The following is a 22,321-nucleotide window of genomic DNA, read 5'->3' as shown; positions in this document are numbered from 1 at the left end:
TGTGACGCCCAGCTCGAATCAACGCCCGCGGCAGGACTCGAACCCACAACACGCGCCTTAGGACGGCGCTGTTCTATCCGATTGAACTACGCGGGCCGCTTCAAAGCGCATTCTAGCGCATCTCGCGCGCCAAGCGATCCAGGAACGCCGCCGTGCGTGGCCGGCGCTCCAAGATAACGCTAATGTAAAGCTGTAGCGCGCGCTCGACGTGCTCATGTAGCTCGCGCGGAACATCGAGCGACCGCACGGCCCCGAACGGCTGCGTCTGCAGCGCGCGCAACAGCGCCAGACCGCTGCGACTCAAAGGAAAGACGTCGCGAGCCAGCAGTGCCGCTTCGTTAGAGAGCACGCCGCCTTCCGAGGGCGAGAACGCCACCGGCGCGCCGGGCGCATCGTCCACCAACGGCGATTGCGTGCGCGCACAACGGAACAACTGCGGCCGATACCCTTCCAGGGTGAGCAAGCGCAACTCGAAGTAGCGCGCCGCGAGTCGCGGGTCGCGCGTCTCGCACAGCCAGCTCAGCCCATCGGCCAATAGGTCATACAATGGCGCAGCGTCGCTGCCCTCAGGCGCAAATCGCTCGGTCAACTCGCACAGGTAGTGCGCCAGCGCGCCGCGCTGGATCTCTTCGCGCAAGGGGCGATGCGCCTCCACCAGTTCGGCCTGGGTGATCAGGTCGAAGGTCCGCCCCCTGGCCAACAGCAGCCGTGTGCGGGTGAATAGCTCGATGTGGCCGGCCTTGCGCGATGTCGGCTTGCGCGCCCCTTTAGCCAGGACGCGCAACTTGCCGTAATCCGGCGTCAACAAGGTGACAAGCCGGTCGGCTTCGCCATAGTCGTCGCGGCGCATCACGATCGCCTCGGTCACATAAGCGCGCGACCTGTCCATTTAGACATAGTGTACTCCTATAATCCCGCCCACCATGTTCAACATCCTGATCCCAGACGACCTCTCTGCGGCCGGCCTGGAACTGTTGCACAACGACCCCGCCGTGCGCGTGGACGTCGTGAAGAAGATGCCGCGCGCCGAATTGCTCGAGCGGATCCCCGAATACCACGCGCTGATCGTCCGCAGCGAGACGAAGGTAGATGCCGAAGTGATCGCACGAGGCAGCAAGCTGCGCGTGATCGGCCGGGCCGGCATCGGCGTAGACACGATTGACGTCGAAGCCGCGACGCACCGCGGCATCATCGTCATGAACACGCCACAAGCGAACACCACGGCCACCTGTGAGCACACCCTGGCCATGATGTTGGCGCTTGCCCGCAACATCCCGCAGGCCGACGCCTCGCTGCGCCGCGGCGAATGGACGCGCAGCAAGTTCATGGGCGTGCAGTTGCAGGGCAAGACGTTGGGCGTGATCGGCCTGGGCCGAATCGGGACGCAGGTCGCCAAACGCGCCCAGTGCTTCGGCATGGAGGTCATCGCCTACGACCCCTACGTCAGCGAAGAAGCAGCGCGCGCGAACAAGGTGGTCCTGGTCTCGCTCGACGAACTGCTGGCGCAGAGCGATTTCGTTACGCTGCACTCCTCGCTCACCCAGGGTAGCCGTGGCCTGTTGGACGCTGCCGCCATCGCCAAGATGAAGCCCGGCGCGCGGGTGATCAACGTCGCCCGGGGCGCGCTGGTGGACTCACAAGCGCTCTACGAGGCGCTGGCGAGCGGAAAGCTGGCCGGCGCAGCGCTGGACGTCTTCGAGGAAGAACCCCTGCCTCCCGACTCGCCGTTGCTCAAGTTGCCGAACATCGTCCTAACGCCGCATCTGGGCGCGAGCACCGTTGAGGCGCAGCGCGACGTCTCGATCCAAATTGCGGAACAAGTGCTGGATGCCTTGCATGAGCGCGACGTGCGCAATGCCGTGAACTTCCCGCCGATTGATCCTGCCGCCTGGCCGATCATTCGCCCGTACTTGAAGCTGGCGGAAAAACTGGGCCGGCTGCAGGCCGGGCTGATGGAGGGGCGGCTCGCGCGCATCGAGGTGGAATATCGCGGCGCCGACGTCGCACCGCATGTCAAACCGCTGACCGTCGCGCTGCTGCGCGGCCTGCTGGAGCCGATCTTGGGCGGCGAGAAGGTGAACTACGTCAACGCGCCGGTCATCGCTAATGAGCGCGGCATCATCGTAACCCAGGCGCTGAATCTGACCAGCAGCGACTACACCAACCTGGTCTCCTGCCGCGTCACTACCGATCAAGAAGAGCGCACCATCGCCGGCACGCTGTTCGACGGCGTCGAACCCCACATCGTGCAGATCGACCAATTCCGCATTGACGCCGTGCCGGAGGGGCTGGTGCTGGTGATCTCCTCGCGCGACGTGCCCGGCGTGATCGGGCGCGTCGGCACCATCCTCGGCGCGAACTATGTGAACATCGCCGAATACCGGTTGGGCCGCACTAAACCCGGCGACCGCGCTTTGTCCTTCATTAACTTGGATAACCCTGTGCCGGACTACGCCCTGAAGGCCTTGCACGACCTCCCAGAGGTGGTCTGGGCGAAGCAGATCACGCTGTGAACGGCTGCGAGGCGCGCGGCTGCGCGCCTTGGTCGGCAGCAGTCGGCGCGCGTTTCGCTCAGCCTATTCTTCAAAACGCAAGCGAGAATGGTCGGCAAAAATCGAAAGCGAGAGGGTTGGTAACACAATGACAACTCAACGAAAGGCAATCATCATCGGTTCAGGCATCGGCGGCCTTGCGCTCGGCATCCGCCTGCAGAGCCTGGGATTCGACACGACGATCGTCGAGAAGCTGGATGGGCCGGGCGGCCGGGCCTATGTGCGCCGCGCGCACGGCTTCACATTCGACATGGGGCCGACGGTCATCACCGTGCCGCACTTCATCGAAGAACTGTTTGCGCTGGAGCGCGGCGTACACAACCTGGACAAGCCCGATTTCCCCTCACACGTCCTCGCCCCACAGAATGGCAGCGCGCCAACGCTCGCGCACACGTCGCGCTACGTCCAGATTGTGCCGATCAAGCCCTTCTATCGAATTTACTTCGACGACGGCGCGTATTTTGATTACGACGGAGACCGCGAGCACACGCGGGAACAGATCAAAGCCATCGCGCCGGATGACTTGGAAGGATACGAGCGCTTCCACGCCGCAGCGCAGGCGATCTTCGAGCGGGGCTTCTTGCAGCTTGGCTATACCTACTTCGACAGCCTCGGCTCAATGCTGGCCATTGCGCCGGAGTTGCTCAAGCTCGACGCTGTGCGCACGCTGTTCTCATTCACCAGCCGGTACTTCAAGAACGACAAGTTGCGTCGCGTCTTCAGCTTCGAGCCGCTGCTGATTGGCGGCAACCCGCTGGCCGTGCCGGCGATCTACGCCATGATCCACTTCGTAGAGAAAACATGGGGGATCCACTTCGCCATGGGCGGCACGGGCGCGTTGGTGCGCGGTTTCGTCCAGAAGTTCGAGGAGCTAGGCGGGACGATCCGCTACAACAGCGAAGTCAAGCGCATCCTCATCTCGGGCCCAGACGGCGCGCCGGCGCGCGGGCGCTTCGGCCGCCGCATCGCGCGGGGCGTGGAATTGGCCGACGGTTCGCAACTGCGCGCCGACATCGTCATATCCAACGGCGACTACGCGCATACCTACATGAACCTGATCGAGCCGCGCTACCGTCTGTTCAACACGGACGCGCGCGCCAAGCGCATGCGCCAGTCCATGTCGCTGGTGGTGATTTACTTCGGCTTTCGCGCGGATGGCCTCGACCTTGGCCTGCGCCATCACAACATCATCCTCAGCTCACGCTACGAGGAACTGCTGCGCGATATCTTCGATCGCCGCGTGCTCGCGCCGGACATGTCGCATTACCTGCACGTCCCAACATTGACCGATCCCAGCCTGGCACCGCCTGGCCATCACGCTGCCTACACCTTGGTCCCCGTGCCCAACAACCGCAGCGGCTTAAATTGGTCGCAGATCGGCGATGCATTCGCAGACAAAGCCCTGCGCTTCCTCGACGAGGCCGGCTACATCCCCGGCCTGTGTGAGCGCCTGGTCTACAAGAGTTTCATCACGCCGGACTACTTCGAGCGCAGCCTGAACAGCTACCTGGGCAACGCCTTCGGGCCGGAGCCAACGCTGCTGCAAACCGCCTACTTCCGGCCGCACAACAAGAGCGAGGACATCGAGAACCTTTATCTGGTGGGCGCAAGCACACAGCCAGGCGGCGGCACGCCCAGCGTGATGATGAGCGCCAAGATGACCGCCCGCATCATCGCCAGGGACTTCGGCCTGCTCTAGGGAGCCATCCGAGGCGCTTAAGCAAGAGGGCTTCCAAGGTAAACCAAAACCAAGGGCCCCCAGGCGGCCCAAAGGGACTTCAGGGTGGGGCGAAGGGCGCTGCCTTCGCCCCACCCATCGGTAATCGGCCATACTCAGCCCCATATCCCCTCGCGTCGGTGAAATTCCAGGATGTGTATCGCGTGGTGAAGCTCATCCCCAAAGGCATGGTGATGAGCTACAGCGGCGTGGCCCGCCAGTGCGGCAGCCCGGGCTCGGCGCGCTATGTTGGCTTTGCGTTGCACGCCCTGCCGGCTCATACGCGCGTGCCGTGGTGGCGCGTGATCAACGCGCAGGGGCGCATCTCCAACCCGTATGCGCCAGACGAGCAGCGACGCCGCTTAGAGGCCGAGGGCGTCGTCGTCAACGACCAGATGCGCGTGGACCTGCGCCTGTTCGACGCCGAGTCCATCGTTCGCCGGAAGCTGAGTCGTGCCCGCGCGTTGCACAACGCCACCGCCAATTCGGGCGGCGAGTCAGATGTCGCCTAAATAGTCGCGCAGCCGGCGGCTGTGGTGGGGATGGCGCAACTTGCGCAGCGCCTTCGCTTCAATCTGTCGCACCCGCTCGCGGGTCACGTTGAACATCCGGCCCACCTCTTCCAGCGTGTGCGTCTTGCCGTCGCGGAAGCCAAAGCGCATCTCCAATACGTCGCGCTCGCGCTGGCTGAGATTTTGCAGCACGCTGCGCACCTGCTGTTTGAGCATCTGCAGCGCAGCGGAATCGTATGGCGAAGGCGCATTCTCATCCGGGATGAACTCCCCCAGGAGACTGTTCTGCTCCGAGCCAATCGGCGATTCGAGCGAAATCGGCTCGAGCGACATGCGCATGATGTGTTGAATGCGTTTTACCGCCTGATCGAGCTTGCGCTCCAGCGCTGGGTCAATGGGTTTACCGTTGGCATGGGCTTCCATAATCGCCACCAGTTCGCGCTCGTCGAGGAAATCCATTTCCAGGGCCAGGTCTTCCGTGGTCGGTTCCTGGCCCAGCTCCTGCGTCATGCGACGTTGCAGCCGATTGAGCTTGTTGATGGTCTCCACCAGATGCACCGGGATGCGAATGGTGCGCGCCTGGTCGGCGATCGAGCGGCTGATCGCCTGCCGGACCCACCAGGTGGCGTAAGTGCTGAACTTGAAGCCGCGCCAGGCGTTGAATTTCTCAATCGCGCGCAGCAGGCCCATATTGCCTTCCTGGATCAAATCCATGAACGAGATGCCCCGCCCAATATAGCGCTTGGCGATGCTGACGACCAAACGCAGGTTCGCGCGGGTGAGCGCGCTTCGGGCTTCTTCCGCGCGCAATTCGACCTCGCACAAGTGCTCTTCGCAATCGGCCTGAGGCGGCATCCAGGCTTTCGCCTCGTCCCATTCGGGCAGCGACGGCGAGAACTCGACATGCTGCACGAGCTGCTCGACGAAAGCCGTTGGCAGGATAATCGCCGCCAGGACAACTTCAAACAACGGCTTGCTGATCTTCTCGACGGTTTGGTCCTGCCCCCAACCCAGGGAACGCAGATACAGTTGCACGTCGGAGGGGAGCGGGTCGGTGTAGTGCCACGGCATATTGCGCGCATCTCGTAAAATCACCGCCAACGGCGGTGGGTCAACGCGGCGCGCCGCGCATTCATCGAGCACAGTTTGCCAAGAGCGGACGAGGTGCTCATACACCAGCGGCCAGAACGCTAGGCCGCGATCGCGAGCTTCGGCGCGCAGCCGCTGGGCAAGTTGTTCGGCGCCGAAGGTCGCGCACGTCCTCAGCTCCTGATCGGCAGTCAGTAGCGGCGTCGAGCCGATTTCGCGCAGATACATCCGGATGGGATCCGCGCCATCCAAGTCGTCAATCTCGGCAAGCTGGTGCGAGTCGAGGTCGGATGAGTCCGCCTCGTCGGCATTGTCCATCTCAGCTAAGGCATAGGCCGCCGCCTCGGCCTCAGCATCCAGATTCGCGGCCGAATCGAATAAATCCAGTTCGGCCAGCGACGCATCCGGGCGAAGCTCCTCGGGTTCAGTCGCGGTGATAGCATCGTCGCTGTCGGCCAACACCGCCGTTTCAAGTTCATCCACCTGATCGCGCCCCGGCTCGGCATTCCGCGCCGGTGGGTCGCCGGCCGGCTTGGTCTTTCGCGAAGATCTGGCGGAGGTGCTAGAGCGTTTTGGTCTCGTCACGGGCATCATTCCCCCTCGAGCGCGATTAGGTCACGTTGAGCGCGCTGCGCAACTGCAACGCCTTTTGTGCTCGCAGATGTTGCGTGAGCACGCGGTGCAGTTCGAGATTATACCGTGCAGCGACATCAGCCTCATGAGCGCGCTTCGCTTCTTCGATCATTGCATTGATGCCGATCCGGTCACGCATCAGGTTGCGCTCGCGCAAGCGCAACGCCGTGCGCACGACCTCTTCACGCAGCAGCGCTTCATCCGCCGCCGACAAGCCGAGCGCGTCGTAATCGGCGATGATCGTCAGCCAGTCCTCCTCCTCCACCTCCTCTTCCGACAGCGGCGCGCCCATCACCACGCGGCTGAGCCGACGAAACCCGGCGCGCAGCACCGGGTTCGTGAAGTCGCGCTCGTCCAACACGTCCAGGTTCGCGCGGGTCAAGGCAACGTTGGCATCCAGCAACAACTGCGGGCGACGCCACAGCGCAGCAATCAGATGCGTCTCCAGGTCGCTCCTGTCGGCGCCGCGATGCTCCAGGCTCGGCGCGTGACCCGCGCTGCCCAGCCCCCCTTGCGCCCCCTGCGTGCGCATCCCAGATTCCCCCGCCTTGGATCGCGCCTCGCGCGCCACTTGGCCGACCACCGCCAGCACAGCGCGCGGGCTGACTTGCAGGCGGCGCGCCAGCAGTTGAACGTAGAAATCGCGCTGCACCGGGTCGGATGCATCCAGCAAGATCGGGGCAATCACCCGCGCCGCCTGGGACTTGGCATGGGGATCGGTTACATCCCGGCTGCGCAGGACGACGTCTATCACGTGCTCGATCACGGGCCGGGCATTGGCGACGACCTCGCGCCAGCGTTCCGGCGATTCCAACACCAGTTCATCCGGGTCCTGGCCTTGCGGCAACACAGCCACCCGGATGTCCGCTTTGAGTTTCGACTCGCAGCGGATCGCGCCGCGCGGATCGAAGATCGGCTGCGCTTCGCGATCCATGGCCTCGCGCGCGACCTCCACGCCGCGCAGGACGGCGCGGTCGCCGGCGGCGTCGGCGTCCAGCGCCAGCACGATGCGCGTAGCCAGGCGCTTCAACGCGCGGAACTGATCCTCGCTGAGCGACGTGCCCATGCCGGCGACGACGTTGGCAAAGCCGGCCTGGTGGCAGCCGATTACGTCCATGTAGCCCTCGACCAACACCGCCACCTGCTCGCTGCGAATCGCCGCGCGGGCGCGGTGCAGGCCGAACAGCAAGCGGCCCTTATCGAAGACGGCGGTCTGCGGCGAGTTCATGTATTTCGGCTCGCTGCCGTCGAGCGAGCGCGAGCCAAACCCGACCACCTGCCCCTGGGTGTCGTGAATCGGAATCATCAGCCGGCCGCGGAAGCGGTCGTAGCGGCGGCCCTCCGCGTTTTCGATCACCAGGCCGGCGTCAATCAACTCCGACACGTCGAAGCCGCGCGACGTCAGGTAGTGCGTCAGAGCGTGATAGTCGGCCAGGCTGTAGCCGATTTGCCAGGCAGCGATCGTCTCGTCGGTGAGCCGGCGCTTCTCGCGCAGGTATGCCCGGCAGGCCGCCGCCTGGGGCGCGGTGAGCAGCAAGTGGTGGAAATATGCTGCTGCCTGCGCCAGCGCATCGCGCAAACGCGCCGCGTGGTCAGCGGATTGCTGCTGCTCAGACGTATACTCATCCAGTTGCACGCCGGCGCGCCGGGCCAGTTCGCGCAACGCCTCGCCGAACGTCCATCCCTCCTTCTTCATGAGGAAGGAGAACACATCGCCCTGCTCGCCGCTGGAGAAGTCTTTGAACGTCTGCGTATCGGGAAAGACGAAGAAGGACGGCGTGCGCTCGCTCTGGAACGGCGACAAGCCTTTGTAGTTCCGGCCGCTCCGCGAGAGCTTCACGTAGCTGCCGATCACCTCGACGATATCTACGCGATGCTTGACCTCTTCGATCACAGACATGGTGAAGATTGTAACCGGGTGAAAAGAAGGCGGGCCTTGCCTTCGCAAAGCCCGCCTCGTTCGCGCCTGTCCCCGAACTCGGGTTATGGATGCGGTTCTACGTTAGGCCACGGCGGATCTGCCATCGTGCCTAGGGGCTCGCTGGCGGACGGTGACGTGCCGCAGCCCACCTTCAGCGGCTTGCCGTCGTGGTACTTCTGGACACCTCCGTGCATGACGCGGAACTCGATGTTGTAGCCGCCCGTAGCGTTGAACTGGATGCTGATCGAGCCCATTGGCGCCGTCGTGCCCACCGAGGCCCACACGTTGGCAAAGGTGTTCGGGTTGGTCGCGGATGCGTTGCCCAAGCCGCAGCCCACCAGGTTGCTCACGCCGATCACCTTCACCTGAACAGAGTCGTAGGGTTGCAATGCCTGAAGGCCAAACCAGTAGTAAGTCGCCGTCTGGCCGGTGTTGATGTTAAAGAGGATGTCCCCTTGACAGGTATTGCCCAACACGCGACTGTCGCACGTGGGCGGCTGGTTCGGGTTGCTGGTGAAGATCGGCCCGGCCGTGCCGCCGGACGGCCCGGCGTAGTCCCAGCGGATGCTGTAGGGTTGGCCATACGCCGGCGCGCCGGAAGGTAGGCTCACCCGCAAGTAGTATGTGCCGCTTGCAGGCACGGTCACCGTGATAGTCGCATCACCGCTGCTGGGGATCACACCGTATGGGTCTATCCGATTGGTGCTGTTGATCGGATCGGCGCCGCTGCCAGGACAGACGTAGCCGGATTTCAGCGGGCTGCGCACTTGCACTTGTGCGCCGCTGATGGCATGGCCCAGCACCTGGACGCGAATTTGAACCGCGCCGGTGATGTTTATCTTGAAGAAGTCGTATTGGTCCTCGCTGCGCGTATTCAGCAGCAAGCCGTGGGGCAGCGGCGTCGCGTCGCACGGGTTGTTGTTCGGCTCATGTGGTCCCGGCGCCGTACTGTATTGCCAACGGATGATGTAAGGCGGCGGGGCCGGCTGGCCGCTGCCGCTAGCCACGCGGAAGTACACTCGCCCCACGGGCACGTTGTATACGGTGACCACGGGATTGGGGTTGGTTCCCATGCCCATCAACGGCGTTAGCGCGTTGCAGTTGCCCTGGTCGGCAAACACCTGCAGTTGGCCGACGGCCGTGTAGTTGGTCAACGAGACGACGATGGTGGCGTTCGGGGTGGTGTTGTGAGCGAACATCCAGCTATTGGTGGTCGGATTCAACACCTGATAGCCCTTGTTGGGCTGCAACGGCCCGCCCTTTGGTCCATTGGCGGCGTCGCAGGCCGATTCGCCCGTGTTGCTCAGCGGCTGTGGATCAGGCGGGGTACGCACGACGAATGGGAGATAGGCTTTGCCCTGCTTGGTCAGGAGATACGTCGGGCTGGAGGCCACCTGGGCGGTGGATGTGTATGGAAGCTCGAAGTAGATCATCGAGCCGCTGACCACCGCGCCGGCGTCCAGCGTGGCCGTCATCACGGCGCGCTTGCCGCCCAACGACAGCGTAGGGGTGACGGGGTTGGCCGGCCCATAGCCGTTGATTGGGTCGTAGATGAAATAGCTGCCGACATTGGCCAGCTCGTAGGGCGCATCCACGCGGACGACGACGTGCGGGCTCTGCAGCAAGTTGAAGCTCGCGCCCGCGCCGGGCGTCCAAATCTCGCCGCCGTCCACGGCCTGCGGCTGAGCCAGGCCGTTCGGCGCTTCGTCCTGCGCCATGGCCTGCCCGGGCGCGGGCAGAACAGTCGCCAGCACAAGGGCCGCGGCAGCCACCATACCCAGGGGCCGGATATTTTTGTTATGCGCCTTCATACGCTTTCCCTCATACACAGAAATGGAGCATTGGTCGCATCCTTTGGCAGGTGGGAGATCTCACTCGTCACCGCTTGCACACTGATGACATATCCGTCGGGCCAGACGCTGGCGCCGGGGTATGTCGCTTGGCGACATGTTCGCATCTATCATGGCTGAGGCGTTGGCGTTGGGGTGCCACCGCCGCCACCACCGCCGCCGCCGCCACCACCGCCACCACCGCCGCCGCTGCCGGGTGGGCTGACATTGACGCAGAAGAATTTCTCGCCAAAGTCGGCGCGGTCGCCGGCGTTGGTATCAATGCGCAGGGTAATCTTGTAGCAGCCGTCGGCAAATTCGTTGCTGCGGAACGAGACCGGGCCGGTGCCAGTTGTCGGGCGCGACAGGTTGGGCTGATCCAGCGGCCCCGCCGGCCCACGAGTGCTGTTCGGCTCGAACACCAAGTAGATCGCCCGCGCGCCGTAGACTTCCCAGGCCATGGTGTATAGCTTGTCATTTCGCGGCACGTAGGCAATGTTGCCCGGCGACTCACCCACATACTCCGGATCTTTGCGCTTGCAGAACGTCCAGTTGCTCGGGTTGCCGGGCTTGTTGGCCTGCCAGTCTGGATTGCTGGGGTTGCAGTCCGGATACCCGCCTGCGCCTGGGGCGCTCTGGCCGATGACGTTGATGGTGATGCTATCCTCGAACACCTGGTTGTTCAGGTCCACCCAGCGCAGGCGGATGGTGCGCGGGCCGACGATAGCGGGCACATCCACCTGCATGACCTGGGCCACCGGCCCGCGATAGCCCTGGCCGTCGCCTCGGTCGAATTCACCGCTCTTGAAGTTCGGGATGTTCCAGCTCGCGAAGACGGTGGCGCCCGACGGCACCGGGTTGGCGTTGACGCGCAGCACGCCCCTGGCACCCACCAATTGGCCTTGCGGCGGAGCAGTCGGTGGCGGCGGCAGGGTCACGATCGGCACCAGCACCGGCGTCGCCGGCGGCTGAACGACAACCGGCGGCGATGTCGGCCGCGGCGGCGCGGCGGCCACGGGCACATTAGCAGCGGCGCTGTTGGCTTGCACATAGTCGTTGATCACCCAGCCCACACCGCCTGGGGCGGACGGATAGACGATCTGCCACCAGCGGCCATCCGCGCTCTTGCCCCGCACAGGCACCACTTCGCCCTGTTTCAGCTCGCCGATCTTGGTATAGACCACGTCCGGGCCGATGCGCACGTTGACGAACTCGTTGGTCACCGTCAGGCTGGGCGCACCGGGGTCGCTCGGGGCGGGCTGCTGACCGCTTACAGCGCCGGATTCGCGCGTCGGCTGAGGCTGGCTAGGCGCAGCCGTCGGCGGAGGCGGCGCCTGCGTTGGAATGACCGCCGGCTGGGTCGGCTCGGGCGCCGCTGGAGGCTCAGACACTGCTCCGGCCTGCGCGATCAACACAAGCGGCTCGGACTGAGTGAGCAGCTTGTCGTCCGGCGGGCCATATGCCTTGAGTTGGATGGCGTGCGTGCCGGCCGAAAGCGGCGTCCATGGCACGTTGATCGGAAAGCTGGGCACGCCTTTTGACTTATCGGGCGCATTAAGCGTGGCATAGGTCGTGCCGTCAATGATCACATCAACGCGCGAGATCGCGTCGCCGGTCGCCGTGCCGACGATCGCAATGCTCTGTCCCACGATCAACTGCGCATTCTGTTCAGGAGCCGTGATCTTAATCTCGGGCGTCTTGGCCGCGCCGCCCAGACAAGCCGTCAGCGTAAATAAGCCGATCGAGCCGGCAGCAACCAAACGCCAGAGCAGGCCCGGAAGATTACTGAAGGTTATCTTCTCCATCTTTCTTTGCTCTTTGTTCTTCACTCCTTGCATCAAATGCCAATCCAGAAAGCGCTCAATGCGCCGTAGGGCGTCGAGCGCGTTGGTCGAATTGGCAAAACCGCGACCCTCTTCAGGATAACTCGAAGGTTTTTACCTTCGCGCTTCAGCGCCACGACGAACTGCGCGAACCCGCTGAGATGCATGCGCGCGTCGCGTTCGCCGTAAATGATCAGCGCCGGGGCGCGCATATGTTTGACGTAGTTCAGCGGGAGAACCGATCTCATACTCGCGCGATCGCTCGGCGATCCCATCCGCCACTCCAAATCTTGCCGCTAGGATAGCATAGCCCTTGCGACGAAGCTCTGCTGCACCGAATCCCACGCCAGGTCACACTGCGCATGTTGGCCGCCGTGCAGATCGCCCGATCGCCGGCAGGCCGTGCGCGGTTCCACTTCTCGTCCGGTGCGCGAGGCCGGTAGAGAAACCCTGGAATCAGCCATCCGTCGTGACGAGTGAATTCGATCGCCGACCGGTGCGGCGGCCGGTTTGTATCACCCGTCTGGGGGCGGCTGACTTATTCTACAGCCATCAATATTAACAATGCAGAGCGGATCGTTGCTTTGCTCGCCACCGACGAGCACTATACGTTTGCCATCCGCTGCCTATGCAAAGTCCTCGACGACTTGGCCAGTGTAGGTAAGCTGGGTCAGGCGAGAGCCGCCGGCGACCATCAGCCACACCTCGCCATAGCCGCTGCAGTTGCACAACATGACGATAAGCAAGCCATCCGGCGAAACGCAGGGGCGCGGTAGAACGCGACGCGCCGGCCGTCGGGCAACACACGTGGTCATGGATGCGCTCGACGCCGTTGATGGTTAGTTCTGGCCACAACCCTTCTGGCGGGTGGGCATTCGGTCGCGGCAACAACGGCATTCCGTCGTGCTCTTCCGTGGATGCGGCGCTCCGACTTATCGCCGGCTGTGGCGGGAGCCCAGCGCGACGAGGCCCAACGCGATCAACATCAACGACGCGGCGAGCCAGGTGTGGCGTTGATGGCTCGCCGCGTCTGCCGCGCGCAGCACGGCCTGATCGCGCCCCAGCCAGTTAGACAAGGACGCATCATTTTGTTCGCGTGGGCCGATCACTGCTTCAGGGTCAGGGGCGGCCACCTTGCGCCAAACGACATCATCGAACTGGGCGCTGCCGGCGACCCACAGCCCGCTGCGGCCCGAAGCAAAGCGCGCCTGAGGATCGGCTGCCGCAAACTCGTGCCCATCGTTCAGCCTGACCCGCATCTCGTTCCCGCGAATGGCCACGCTGAGCTTGAGCCAGTCCAGCGGATCGCGGCCAACGTTCGATGCGCCAGCCAGCTCAACTTCGCGCGCGCCGTTCACGACGCGATAGACGCGCGCGAGTGCATCACCATCTGCGGAGCGCTCAACTTCGACCCGGTAGTGGTTATCCTCATCTTGGACGCGCACCGCTAGGCCCCACTTGCCGGCGGGGTCTTGCAGGCGGCCGCGCGCCTCGAAGACGTAGTCGCCGCCCAGCAGCGCAGTCATCAGCAAGCCCTCGCCGCTCGCGCCAAGCGCGACGCGCGCGTCCACGGCCGCGTCTATCTCGATTGGCACCCACACGCCGCCCAGCGCCGTCCACACGCCGGGATCAAGCTGACGGCGGGCGCTGCGCCCGGCGGACAGATCGGCGCTGCGATGGTTCAGCACCCATCCGGCGCCGGTGTCTTTGCAGATGTAGGCATGTAGCGTCGCCGCGAAGATGTGCTGAAACAGACAGGCCTGGTTATCGCTGAGCTGCGGCGCATCGGGCAGCGGGGTGAACGGCCCGGCGGGCGATGGGCCGACGTAGATCTTCGTCTTCCAAGCGTTCTCGTTCACCTCGGTGGAAAGGAAGTAGGCGCCATTGTGGAACATCATGTTGGGCGCAGCCAGCTCGTACGGCACATCGAGTAAGACGCGCTCAGATGTTGGGTTGATCAGGCCCTCCACACTCCAGGCTCGGCGCATCTTGATCTGCCAGAAGCCGGCCTCGCTGCCGCCGCGAAACCAGTACAAATAGAACATCCCGGTCTGCGGGTCGCGGAACAGGGCCGGATTCTGGTTGCGTATGCCCACCTCCTGAGGCACGACGACGCGATACATCGAGTCGAAGTGAACGCCGTCGGCGCTGGTGCGCATCACCAGGTGGCTCACCCCACAGTGATCGCGGTCGTAGATCATGTATAGCCGATCGCCCACCTTTTGCACCGACGGCCAGCGCTCGCCGTCGCGATTCAAGAGCGGCTCGGGCCACTTCACCCAGCGCACCAAATCGTTGCTGCGCGCCAGCCCAATGCCGCCGCAATCGGCCAGGCCGTAGTAGCCCCAATAGCGGTAGCCATCGCGGTTCAGTTCGACCACGCTCAGGGTGTGCGGCGCCTCGGTCTCCCAGGCTGCGGTGCGCGTCATGACCGTGGTCGGCGGGCCAAAGATGTAGTAGCCAAGTCCGGGCCGGCCGAAGTCGTCGAACATCTCAAAGGTGCGCCCGCCGCTGGAGAGGTCATCTGCCGTCGCGCTGCCGTAGTAAAGGTAGATCCTCCGTCGGCCTGCCGACGGGATGTGGGGCGTTTTGATCCAGACGACCGCCTGCCGCGCGACGGCGTCGTAGTGCTCGACCCAGTGCGGCAAATAACGCCGGCCGTCCTCGTCGGCGAAGCGCAGGTCACCGCCGTCGGGCCGCGCCAGGTCGAAGTCGAAGTTTTGCGCGTGGAGCACCAGCCGCGCCTGAAAGTCGCGCAGGTCGGTCGGCCCAACGTTAGTGAGGGTGATCGAGCGGCGATAGCGCCATTCAGCCGGCGGCGGCGCGGGTTGCGACGATGGCGGCGGCGCAGCAGCCCATGCAAACAAAACGCCGACGAGCGCGATGAGTAGAGCGAAGTTGGCGCGCGACATAGCTGCGAACGAGGATGTAATATAACGGGGAGTGAGCGCTCAGGGCGAGCGAATCGTCACGCGCGCGACGATGTGCTCGGTCGCTTCCCCACCGTCAATCTTCAGACGCTCGAAGGTCGGATAGCGGTATAAACCGATCACGACGTTGTATTCGCCCGGCGGCGCATCGGCGGGGATCGGCACGGCGCGCGTGTCGGTGATGATCTGGCCCGGCGTCCAGCGCGAGGTCGGCGCAGCGCCGTTCACTGGCGGGCTGTCGAACGCGGCGATCTGACTGCCGTCATCGGCGCGGCGCAGATGCATGAACACCGTGTAATCGGCGCGCGGCACCTGGTCGGCCCGCCAAATTAGATCTAGGGTGACCGCCTCACCGGGGTGATACGGCCGCGCGCGCCCGCGCGCGCCCACCAACGTGATCTGCTCGCCGAAGCGGACGCGCCGAGGCTGCACCGGCGCATCTCCGGCGGCGAAGCGCAGATCATAGAGCGCCAACGACACATCTTGAAAACCCTGGGCATAGGTGCGCGCACCGCGTTGATTGAGCGCCCGCTCAACGGCCGAGGGCGGTTGCAGCGCCATCGCCCAGCCGTAGTTCACCAGCCACAGGCGCGACTTGCCCTCGGCGAAGCGCGACAGCTCGGCCTCGACCGAAGCCGAGTCGCGGTTGAGCGCGTCGTTGCCGACGATCCACACCGGCATGTCAAGCGGCCCATAATATGCCAGGAGCGGAAACTGATCGCTGTTGACCAGCACCGCGCCGTCATTCGGTTGCGCGCGCGCGCGAATGGCGCCGACCATCGCATCGTAACGGCTCTTCTGCCAGCTCAAATCGAACAACTGCAGGTCGCCGACGACGGCCGGCGCGAGCGCGATGAGGATGACAGGAGCGAAGGGGAGCGACGACAGACGCGAGGCCGACAGGCGCGAGGTGGAGGGGCGCGCAGCCCGCCGGAGGGCCTCCTCGATCCGCACGACCCAGCCGGCAGCAGCCAGCGTTAGGGGCAACAGCGCGAAGAGATAGTAACGCGGGCTGAAGTCGCCCACAATGCCGGAGCGCCCCGCCGTCGCGGCCACCACGCCAAGCGTGGCAACGATCCAGCTCAGGATGAGCCAAGCGTCGCCGAATTGCCCACGTCGCCGGTAACCGATCACGCCGATCACAGCCAACGCGAACAACGTGAGCGCAACAGCCATCAGGCTGCCGTCGGCGCGCATCCCGAACAGTAAGCCGTTGACGCCTACGCCGAAGTTGCTCACGATGTCTTCGAGAGCCGGCACGATGCGCGCGCGCCCTGCGATGGCGCGCGACGCATAGCGCGATTGCAACCCCACAAACCACGCGCCGAAGACAAGCGCGATGGAGAAATGGGCAACCAGCCAAGCCACGATGCGCCGAGCGCCGCGCGAACGCAACGCCGCCATCCCAAGGGCCAGCGCGTTCACGAGCAACACGCCGGCGGTGTAGTAATGCGTGAACAGCGCGCCGAGCGAGAGCAGGACGTAGGCTGCGCCGCGTTGCCAGCCCTGCACGCCGCGCCCCGCGGTTTCCGCCTGGCGTTTGAGGGATGCGACGGCCAGCAACATCGCGCCGCCGGCGAACAGCGCCGCCGGCGCGTACATGCGCGCTTCTTGGGCAAAGTACAGCGAGATCGGCGAGACGGCAAGCAACAGCGCCGTAAACGCCGAGGCGCTCGCGCCACCGATCAGCCGACCCAGCCGCGCACCTACGGCCACCAGCAAGACGCCGCCACACACCGACAGGTAGCGCAGGGCAAAAACCGACTTGCCCCATAGCAGGCGGCCCGCGCCGAGCAACAGGTGATACAGCGGGGGTTGCGCGTCGAGGCCCGCGATGAGCGACATGGCCGGCTGTTGGCTGGCCCACACCGAAAACGCCTCGTCTCCCCACAAGCTGCGCGCATCTAACGTCCACGTCGCCAGCAGAAACGCCATCGCGCAACACGCGCCTGCGGCAACGCGCGCCTGCCGATGTGTCATCACGCGCGCAATGATAGCACCCGCAATGTTAGAATTCGGCCGGCAAGCCATTTGTGACTTTTGCCACGTAGCGAACCTTTGTGATCTTCGTCGTCCTTCCCGCCTACAACGAGGCCGTAGCGCTCCCTCGGTTGCTCACCCGCATCGCGGCCGTATCCGATGCTCACTTTGGCGGCGGATTGCGCGTCATCCTGGCCAACGACGGCAGCACAGACGGCACCCCGGAACTGGCCCGCGCAGCGGCAGATGCGCACCGGCTCTGCCTCGACATCCTGACGCACGAGGTCAACCGTGGGTTGGGCGAGGCGATCAAAACCGGCCTGAAAGGCGCGCTGGCGCGCGCCACGAGCGACGACGACGTGATAATCACCATGGACTCCGACGACACGCATCTGCCCGGCTTGATCCCGCGCATGGTCGCGATGATCGAAGAGGGCAACGACCTGGTGATCGCCTCGCGCTATCAGCACGGCTCGCGCATGCTCGGCATTCCGCGCCACCGCCAACTGCTCAGCACCGGCTTGAGCTGGCTGTTCCGCATCGTGTATCCGATCCCCGGCGCGCGCGACTACTCGTGCGGCTATCGCGCCTATCGCGCCGGTGCGCTGCGCCGGGCGTTCGACCGTTTCGGCGACCTGCTGTTCGTCGAGCGCGGGTTCGCTTGCATGGTGGACATCCTGATCAAGATGCACCTGGTCGGCGCAACGGTGAACGAAGCGCCGATGATCCTGCGCTACGACCGTAAACCGGGCGCAACCAAGATGCCGGTCAAGCGGACGATCGTTCAGACCTTTCGGCTGCTGGCGCGCCGGCGCTTCGGCATACTGGATTGATGGCGATCATGCGTCGCCGGCCTGGTCGTCGCGCGGCAACAGGGGCGCCGGCTCGGCCTTGAGGCGCGCGATCATGGCCGGGTCTTGCAACTCCTCGAAATACGCGCCGGGCGGCGGCAGCGTGGGGCAGACATTCACTTGTTCGAAGCCGAGGCCGCGCGCCAGCGCAGCCACGGCTGCAGCAGCTTGCTGGCCGGCTTTCTCCAGCAGGCCCTTCTCGATGGCGGCGCCGACCAGGGCCTCCATCGCGTCGCGCCGCGCCGCGTCCATCAGCGTGATGTCGCGCCCGGTGAGCCAGCCGGCCTTGTGCGACACCGCGCGAGTGAGCGACTCGTCCACATAGACCATCAGCACCTTGGTCGGTGGCAGCGTGATCTCGACGCCGCCGCCGGACACGCGCACATCCTCCTCACGCAGATGCTTGAGATTGACGCCGGCAACCACCCGCACCCCGACATCCACCACCAACGCCTCGCCCAACAGCTTGTCGTGCAGCGGCTTGATGAGTGAATTGGGCGGCGCGCACCCGCGCTCCTTTTTGACGGTGACCGTGCCGATCTGACTGTAGGTGACCAACGCTGCCGCGCGCACTTCGCTCACAACGACGGAAGGAGCAAGCAGCGTGGTTGCTGCGTTGGGCCGCGCCGGATGCGGCTCCGGCGGCGCTTGAGCCGCGATGAACAAAATGACTAGGCAGGCGAAGACGACGGCGGCTGCAAAGAGCGTCAGCGGTCCAATGCGCGACAGGTTGGCGGCCAGGTAGAACAGCGCACCCGCGGCGATGGTGAGCACGACATACAGCTTGGCCCCGCGCAGCGCTGCCCGCGCCTTAGCCATCATCCACCGACCCACAACTCCTCTCCCCTTGCTCCAGCGATCAGCGCACCACAGCCGGCAAATAGCGCCGATACACCGTGGTGCGCGGGTCAATCATGGCCTGCACGGCGTAGCCGTCATACCATTTCTGCGCGTTGCCGGCAGCGTCCACGGCGCGCACGCGGAATTCGTAAGTGCTGCCGGGATCGCCGATGAAAATCATGGATGTCCCCTTTAGGCCGACCGCAACCGTGACCCAGGCGCTGTCGGTGATCGGCTGGAACATGATCAAGGGCGCAACGGTCGTCATGACGACGACCTCCGTCAACACCACCGGCACCGTGATCTCCTCTGTGCCCGAAAGGATCAGCTCGTAGGCGATGCGCGGCACGGCCACCTCTTCGGTCGTGACCGTGTAGACGGTTCGCGCCCGCATGATCTCGCGGGCTTGCACGTCATAGGTCAGCCCTTCGTCCGAATTGCGCGGCATATCTGTGCCAAACCAGCGCAGATACGCCGTCGGCAGGTTGCCCATCGGCTCCAACACCACGTCTGCCGGACGTGTCGGCGGCGCGTTGACTTCACCCGGCGCCACGCTCTCGACGATCAGATTGCCGTTCGCGTCGGTGATCAGCCGGTAGGCATCCACCGGCGTGTTGGCCGTAGCGCTGAGCATCGCGCTCAGGGTGATGCCGGTTGTCGCATCGAGCATCTGCGCCCACGGCGGCGTGCGATCCACCAGGATCTCGTGCGGCGGCGTGGCCTCGCTGTTGGCTGTGCCATCGCTTGCCAGCACGCTCCACAAGTAACGCCCGTCGGCCGGTAGCGTTACCGTCCACTGCGTCTCTGTGATCCAGCCGCTGGTCGCGCGCCAGCCGTCGCTTTCGCGCCACAGGGTTACGAAGAAACGGCGCCGCTTCTCGCCGGAGAGGTCGTCGGCGTCGCCAGCGTCAGACCAGCGCAGCGTCGCTGTGGGCGACGCGCGCCATTGTGCAGGCTCCTCCGGCACGATGGGCATGTTGGGCGGCAGGTTGCCCAGGCGGATCTGCGCGTTGCCGCCACGGTTGGCATACTCGATCTCCACGCGATGCAAGCCGGCGGTCACGCGCACTTCCTTTTCGTGGGCAACGTAAACATTCGAATCCGCATCCCAGGCGTCCATCTCCAATTTGCCATCCACCCATAGCCGCACGCCGCCCACGGCTTCAATGCGGAAGGGATAGGTGCCCTCGTTCAGCGCTAGGTAGCGCGTCCACCGCACCGAAAAGTCGCGCGCGCCCATGTTGGCTGCCGGCGGGGCGCCGTTCCAGCCAAAGCTCAGCGCCGAATCGGCCTTGACCAGCGAGGCCGGTGGAGAGAGCAGCGTGTTGTTGAAATACTGGCCGATCCACATGCTCATCACCGAAGGCAGAATCTCGTCCGGGCCATATTGCATCAATGCCAAAGGCGAAACCGCGCGCACATGCGCCGGATTCAGCCGCAGGGCTTCGAACGTCTGCGCGTCGGGAATGATGCGTCGCTGGCCGTTGATGACGAGCGCTGCCGGCCCACCCAATTCGGAGCGGACGATGAGCGGTGCACGCCAGACGAACTTCAGCGCGTCGGCCCATACCTTGCGCAGTGGATTGTCGCCGGTGTGATTGCCCAACAGGACATGGCCGGCGTCGCCGCGCACGAAGGGATACGCGCCCAGCGACATCCAGCCTGGCCGCGCCTTATTCTGCGAGCGCCGCACGAGGCTCAGACCTTCCGCATGCACCACGCGATAGGTAGCCACCGGCGCCGCGCTATCGTCGGTATCTTCACGCGGCACCCAGGCGAACACCTCCCAAATGCCGTCGAAGGGCAAGTTCGGCGTCCAGCGGGCAACGGCGGTATCGTCGCCGGGGCCAAGGTTGGATGGATCGGTCGTGATCGCGAAGCGCGATTCGCTCGCAAAACCGACCGGATAAGAGATCCACTCGCCTTGAGCGGAGAAGCCGGGGTCGGCATCGTTGACGACGATTTCCACGCTGAGCGATGGGCCGCCGCCGATCTCCAACGCCTCCTGCGCGCCCTGTGGGACGACGACGACGATGGCGAATTCGCCGTAGCCGACGCCCCACTCCAACTCGGCATCGGGCTTGTTGAGTAAATTGGGGCGCACGATCATCGCCTGCCGGCCGTTGGTCGTGTCGTAGCCGATGATGGTGCCGGCGTGACTGCCCCAGGTCGAAGTGCCGAATGCACCGATGACCGGCCGGCCGGCGTCTATCTGCTCGACGATTTGCTCGAACGTCGGCGAGTAGATCGCCCGGACGCTGAACTGATAGCCGCGCTCGCGCGCGAACCAGGCGAATCCTTTGGCAACGTCGGCCGCATCGTAACCGCTATCGCTGATCTTCCCGTCGTCATCTACGTTGTTGTAGCAAAACAGATTGGGGAATAGCTCGCGCAGACGCTGCAACGTGGCGCTCTCGTTGCCATCCCACAGCGCCGGATAGCCACGCTCAGACCAGTACTTCAGCAGGGTCGCCGAGGCGATGGTGAAGCAGCCCGGCCAGCAGCCGTCGTTATCGCATGCACACGGCCAGACGTTGCCGGCGCGCGGAACGATGTCGTCGGGCACACCGCTGAGGACGACGCGCCGCTCCTGGCGCGCCGGATCCGGCCGGCGAGACATGGCGAAGAGGGCAGCCGGCGCGGCAAAACCCGATACAACCGCTGCAACGATCACACAGATCGCAGCGCGCGCGACGGCGCGCGCTGCACTACGCCACACATTCGCCACTTCGGACATTATAGTGGCGAAGCGTGCGCGGCGATCTGCGGCCCAAAGCATGCGGCCGGGTCAAGACATGAGCAAGCGTGCGCTGTGTACAGACGACGGCATGAGGAGAAGGTTGACTCACATCCTGCTGATCACTGCTACCGCATCACCGCTGCCGGCGGCAGAAAGTGCAGCTTGGTCGCCGTCAGCAATGGACTAGGAGATTGCGCCAGGGATGCGCCTCAGCAACAACGATCAACTTTGGCGCGCCGATTCCGCCACGAACCAGTTGCAAAGTAAGGTCGCGCCAAACAAAGCGTGACGCCTGGCCGCCACCCACGCCGCCGGCCTTCGGCAGCGCGCACCCACTCACCGACCGGTTTTGTCTGTGGCGGAGGAGATCGCAGCCCGGGCAGCGGCGACGTTCGGGTGAGCGTGCGGCGCGCCGTGCCGGGATGTGATGTTGATTGTGCGGCCTGAACGGGCGCGCGCGGCGCCTGACTCGCCGGCGACGAAGGGGGATGGCAAGGGGGATCGGATTGACGATGTCCGGTTTTGGCCCTGATTTTGTCCTATTTGTGACCTTGCGCTGCCACGCCTGAAGGCGCTAGAGTCGTCGCGTGATGGCTGCTCAGGCGGGCCATCGCTCAAGGATGCGCAGCGGTTGCGCTGCTGAGAACAGGCTAGATATGCCGAAGGAGGTAAAAGCGATGCAAACGCGACGACGATAGGGTTTAGTGGCGGCCGGCGGGGTGTTGCTGGCCGGCATATGGGGTGCGCCCCCGCCAAATAAACTCGCCACCAGCGCAACCTGCGCCGCGAGGTGGAGCAATCGGCGCGACCGCGAGGGTTGCGCTTGCCGTGCGCTTGGTTCGGTATACATGGCGAGAAACCTCCTGTTTACGCTTGCTAGTAGGTATTCGGGTAGTGGGTGAGA

General features: G+C 64.6%; 15 protein-coding genes and 1 tRNA gene. 4 read left to right on the top strand and 12 right to left on the bottom strand.

The window, feature by feature from the left end; all coding sequences use genetic code 11:
- Positions 1 to 22 precede the first annotated feature (22 nt).
- Positions 23 to 96 (bottom strand) — tRNA-Arg (locus tag GXH28_RS12745).
- A 16-nt stretch (positions 97 to 112) separates the two neighbouring features.
- A complete protein-coding gene (gene recO, locus GXH28_RS12740) occupies positions 113 to 889 on the bottom strand; it encodes a DNA repair protein RecO (RefSeq protein WP_169239414.1) in 777 nt (258 codons plus the stop codon).
- Positions 890 to 923: 34 nt separating this feature from the next.
- Here recO and serA point away from each other — a divergent pair, with 34 nt between their 5' ends.
- The 3 genes from serA (at position 924) to GXH28_RS12725 (ending at position 4,781) form a co-directional block, all read left to right on the top strand.
- Positions 924 to 2,513 (top strand): phosphoglycerate dehydrogenase, encoded by a 1,590-nt coding sequence (gene serA / locus GXH28_RS12735; RefSeq protein WP_169239413.1) that lies wholly within the window; start codon positions 924 to 926, stop codon positions 2,511 to 2,513.
- Between the two features lie 127 nt (positions 2,514 to 2,640).
- A complete protein-coding gene (gene crtI / locus GXH28_RS12730; RefSeq protein WP_169239412.1) occupies positions 2,641 to 4,251 on the top strand; it encodes a phytoene desaturase family protein in 1,611 nt (536 codons plus the stop codon).
- Between the two features lie 158 nt (positions 4,252 to 4,409).
- Positions 4,410 to 4,781, top strand: coding sequence for an MGMT family protein (locus GXH28_RS12725; RefSeq protein ID WP_320447961.1), 372 nt, complete (start codon positions 4,410 to 4,412; stop codon positions 4,779 to 4,781).
- Here GXH28_RS12725 and GXH28_RS16980 read toward each other — a convergent pair.
- The 8 genes from GXH28_RS16980 to GXH28_RS12685 form a co-directional block, all read right to left on the bottom strand.
- A complete protein-coding gene (locus tag GXH28_RS16980; RefSeq protein ID WP_169239411.1) occupies positions 4,767 to 6,455 on the bottom strand; it encodes a sigma-70 family RNA polymerase sigma factor in 1,689 nt (562 codons plus the stop codon). The two genes, GXH28_RS12725 and GXH28_RS16980, sit on opposite strands and share 15 nt — an antisense overlap.
- Positions 6,456 to 6,480: 25 nt before the next feature.
- Positions 6,481 to 8,403: a DNA primase gene (gene dnaG, locus GXH28_RS12715; RefSeq protein ID WP_169239410.1), complete on the bottom strand. Its 1,923-nt coding sequence runs from the start codon at positions 8,401 to 8,403 to the stop codon at positions 6,481 to 6,483.
- A gap of 83 nt (positions 8,404 to 8,486) precedes the next feature.
- A complete protein-coding gene (locus tag GXH28_RS12710) occupies positions 8,487 to 10,235 on the bottom strand; it encodes a hypothetical protein (RefSeq protein ID WP_169239409.1) in 1,749 nt (582 codons plus the stop codon).
- A gap of 149 nt (positions 10,236 to 10,384) precedes the next feature.
- On the bottom strand, positions 10,385 to 12,058 hold the full coding sequence (locus tag GXH28_RS12705; protein ID WP_169239408.1) for an SH3 domain-containing protein: 1,674 nt from the start codon (positions 12,056 to 12,058) through the stop codon (positions 10,385 to 10,387).
- Between the two features lie 32 nt (positions 12,059 to 12,090).
- The gene (locus GXH28_RS12700; protein ID WP_169239407.1) at positions 12,091 to 12,351 is read right to left on the bottom strand and encodes an alpha/beta hydrolase family protein; all 261 of its coding nucleotides are present in this window, start codon (positions 12,349 to 12,351) and stop codon (positions 12,091 to 12,093) included.
- 351 nt (positions 12,352 to 12,702) lie between these two features.
- Positions 12,703 to 12,891, bottom strand: coding sequence for a hypothetical protein (locus tag GXH28_RS12695; protein ID WP_169239406.1), 189 nt, complete (start codon positions 12,889 to 12,891; stop codon positions 12,703 to 12,705).
- A gap of 117 nt (positions 12,892 to 13,008) precedes the next feature.
- The gene (locus GXH28_RS12690) at positions 13,009 to 14,988 is read right to left on the bottom strand and encodes a DUF2341 domain-containing protein (protein ID WP_169239405.1); all 1,980 of its coding nucleotides are present in this window, start codon (positions 14,986 to 14,988) and stop codon (positions 13,009 to 13,011) included.
- Positions 14,989 to 15,027: 39 nt separating this feature from the next.
- Positions 15,028 to 16,989 (bottom strand): glycosyltransferase family 39 protein, encoded by a 1,962-nt coding sequence (locus tag GXH28_RS12685; RefSeq protein ID WP_169239404.1) that lies wholly within the window; start codon positions 16,987 to 16,989, stop codon positions 15,028 to 15,030.
- A 77-nt stretch (positions 16,990 to 17,066) separates the two neighbouring features.
- Between GXH28_RS12685 and GXH28_RS12680 the strand changes: the two genes are divergently transcribed.
- Positions 17,067 to 17,819, top strand: a complete 753-nt coding sequence (locus GXH28_RS12680) for a glycosyltransferase family 2 protein (protein ID WP_169239403.1) — start codon at positions 17,067 to 17,069, stop codon at positions 17,817 to 17,819.
- A gap of 6 nt (positions 17,820 to 17,825) precedes the next feature.
- Here the strand turns inward: GXH28_RS12680 and GXH28_RS12675 are convergent, their stop codons facing one another.
- Positions 17,826 to 18,659 carry a DUF4230 domain-containing protein gene (locus GXH28_RS12675; RefSeq protein WP_169239402.1) on the bottom strand — a complete coding sequence of 278 codons (834 nt, stop codon included), beginning with the start codon at positions 18,657 to 18,659 and terminating at the stop codon, positions 17,826 to 17,828.
- Between the two features lie 37 nt (positions 18,660 to 18,696).
- Positions 18,697 to 21,405: a golvesin C-terminal-like domain-containing protein gene (locus GXH28_RS16875; protein WP_169239401.1), complete on the bottom strand. Its 2,709-nt coding sequence runs from the start codon at positions 21,403 to 21,405 to the stop codon at positions 18,697 to 18,699.
- Positions 21,406 to 22,321 lie beyond the last annotated feature (916 nt).

This window comes from Candidatus Roseilinea sp. NK_OTU-006, assembly GCF_012931985.1.
In the GTDB taxonomy this organism is placed as follows: domain Bacteria; phylum Chloroflexota; class Anaerolineae; order J036; family Brachytrichaceae; genus JAAFGM01.
Note: the sequence above shows the minus strand (reverse complement) of the source record. Positions and strands in the feature narration are given on the sequence as shown.

What these genes read in the sequence shown, in the direction of transcription:
- recO (WP_169239414.1), bottom strand. Translation starts at nt 889, where the DNA reads ATGGACAGGTCGCGCGCTTATGTGACCGAGGCGATCGTGATGCGCCGC.
- serA (WP_169239413.1), top strand. Translation starts at nt 924, where the DNA reads ATGTTCAACATCCTGATCCCAGACGACCTCTCTGCGGCCGGCCTGGAA.
- crtI (WP_169239412.1), top strand. Translation starts at nt 2,641, where the DNA reads ATGACAACTCAACGAAAGGCAATCATCATCGGTTCAGGCATCGGCGGC.
- dnaG (WP_169239410.1), bottom strand. Translation starts at nt 8,403, where the DNA reads ATGTCTGTGATCGAAGAGGTCAAGCATCGCGTAGATATCGTCGAGGTG.
- GXH28_RS12710 (WP_169239409.1), bottom strand. Translation starts at nt 10,235, where the DNA reads ATGAAGGCGCATAACAAAAATATCCGGCCCCTGGGTATGGTGGCTGCC.
- GXH28_RS12705 (WP_169239408.1), bottom strand. Translation starts at nt 12,058, where the DNA reads ATGGAGAAGATAACCTTCAGTAATCTTCCGGGCCTGCTCTGGCGTTTG.
- GXH28_RS12700 (WP_169239407.1), bottom strand. Translation starts at nt 12,351, where the DNA reads ATGGGATCGCCGAGCGATCGCGCGAGTATGAGATCGGTTCTCCCGCTG.
- GXH28_RS12695 (WP_169239406.1), bottom strand. Translation starts at nt 12,891, where the DNA reads ATGACCACGTGTGTTGCCCGACGGCCGGCGCGTCGCGTTCTACCGCGC.
- GXH28_RS12690 (WP_169239405.1), bottom strand. Translation starts at nt 14,988, where the DNA reads ATGTCGCGCGCCAACTTCGCTCTACTCATCGCGCTCGTCGGCGTTTTG.
- GXH28_RS12675 (WP_169239402.1), bottom strand. Translation starts at nt 18,659, where the DNA reads ATGATGGCTAAGGCGCGGGCAGCGCTGCGCGGGGCCAAGCTGTATGTC.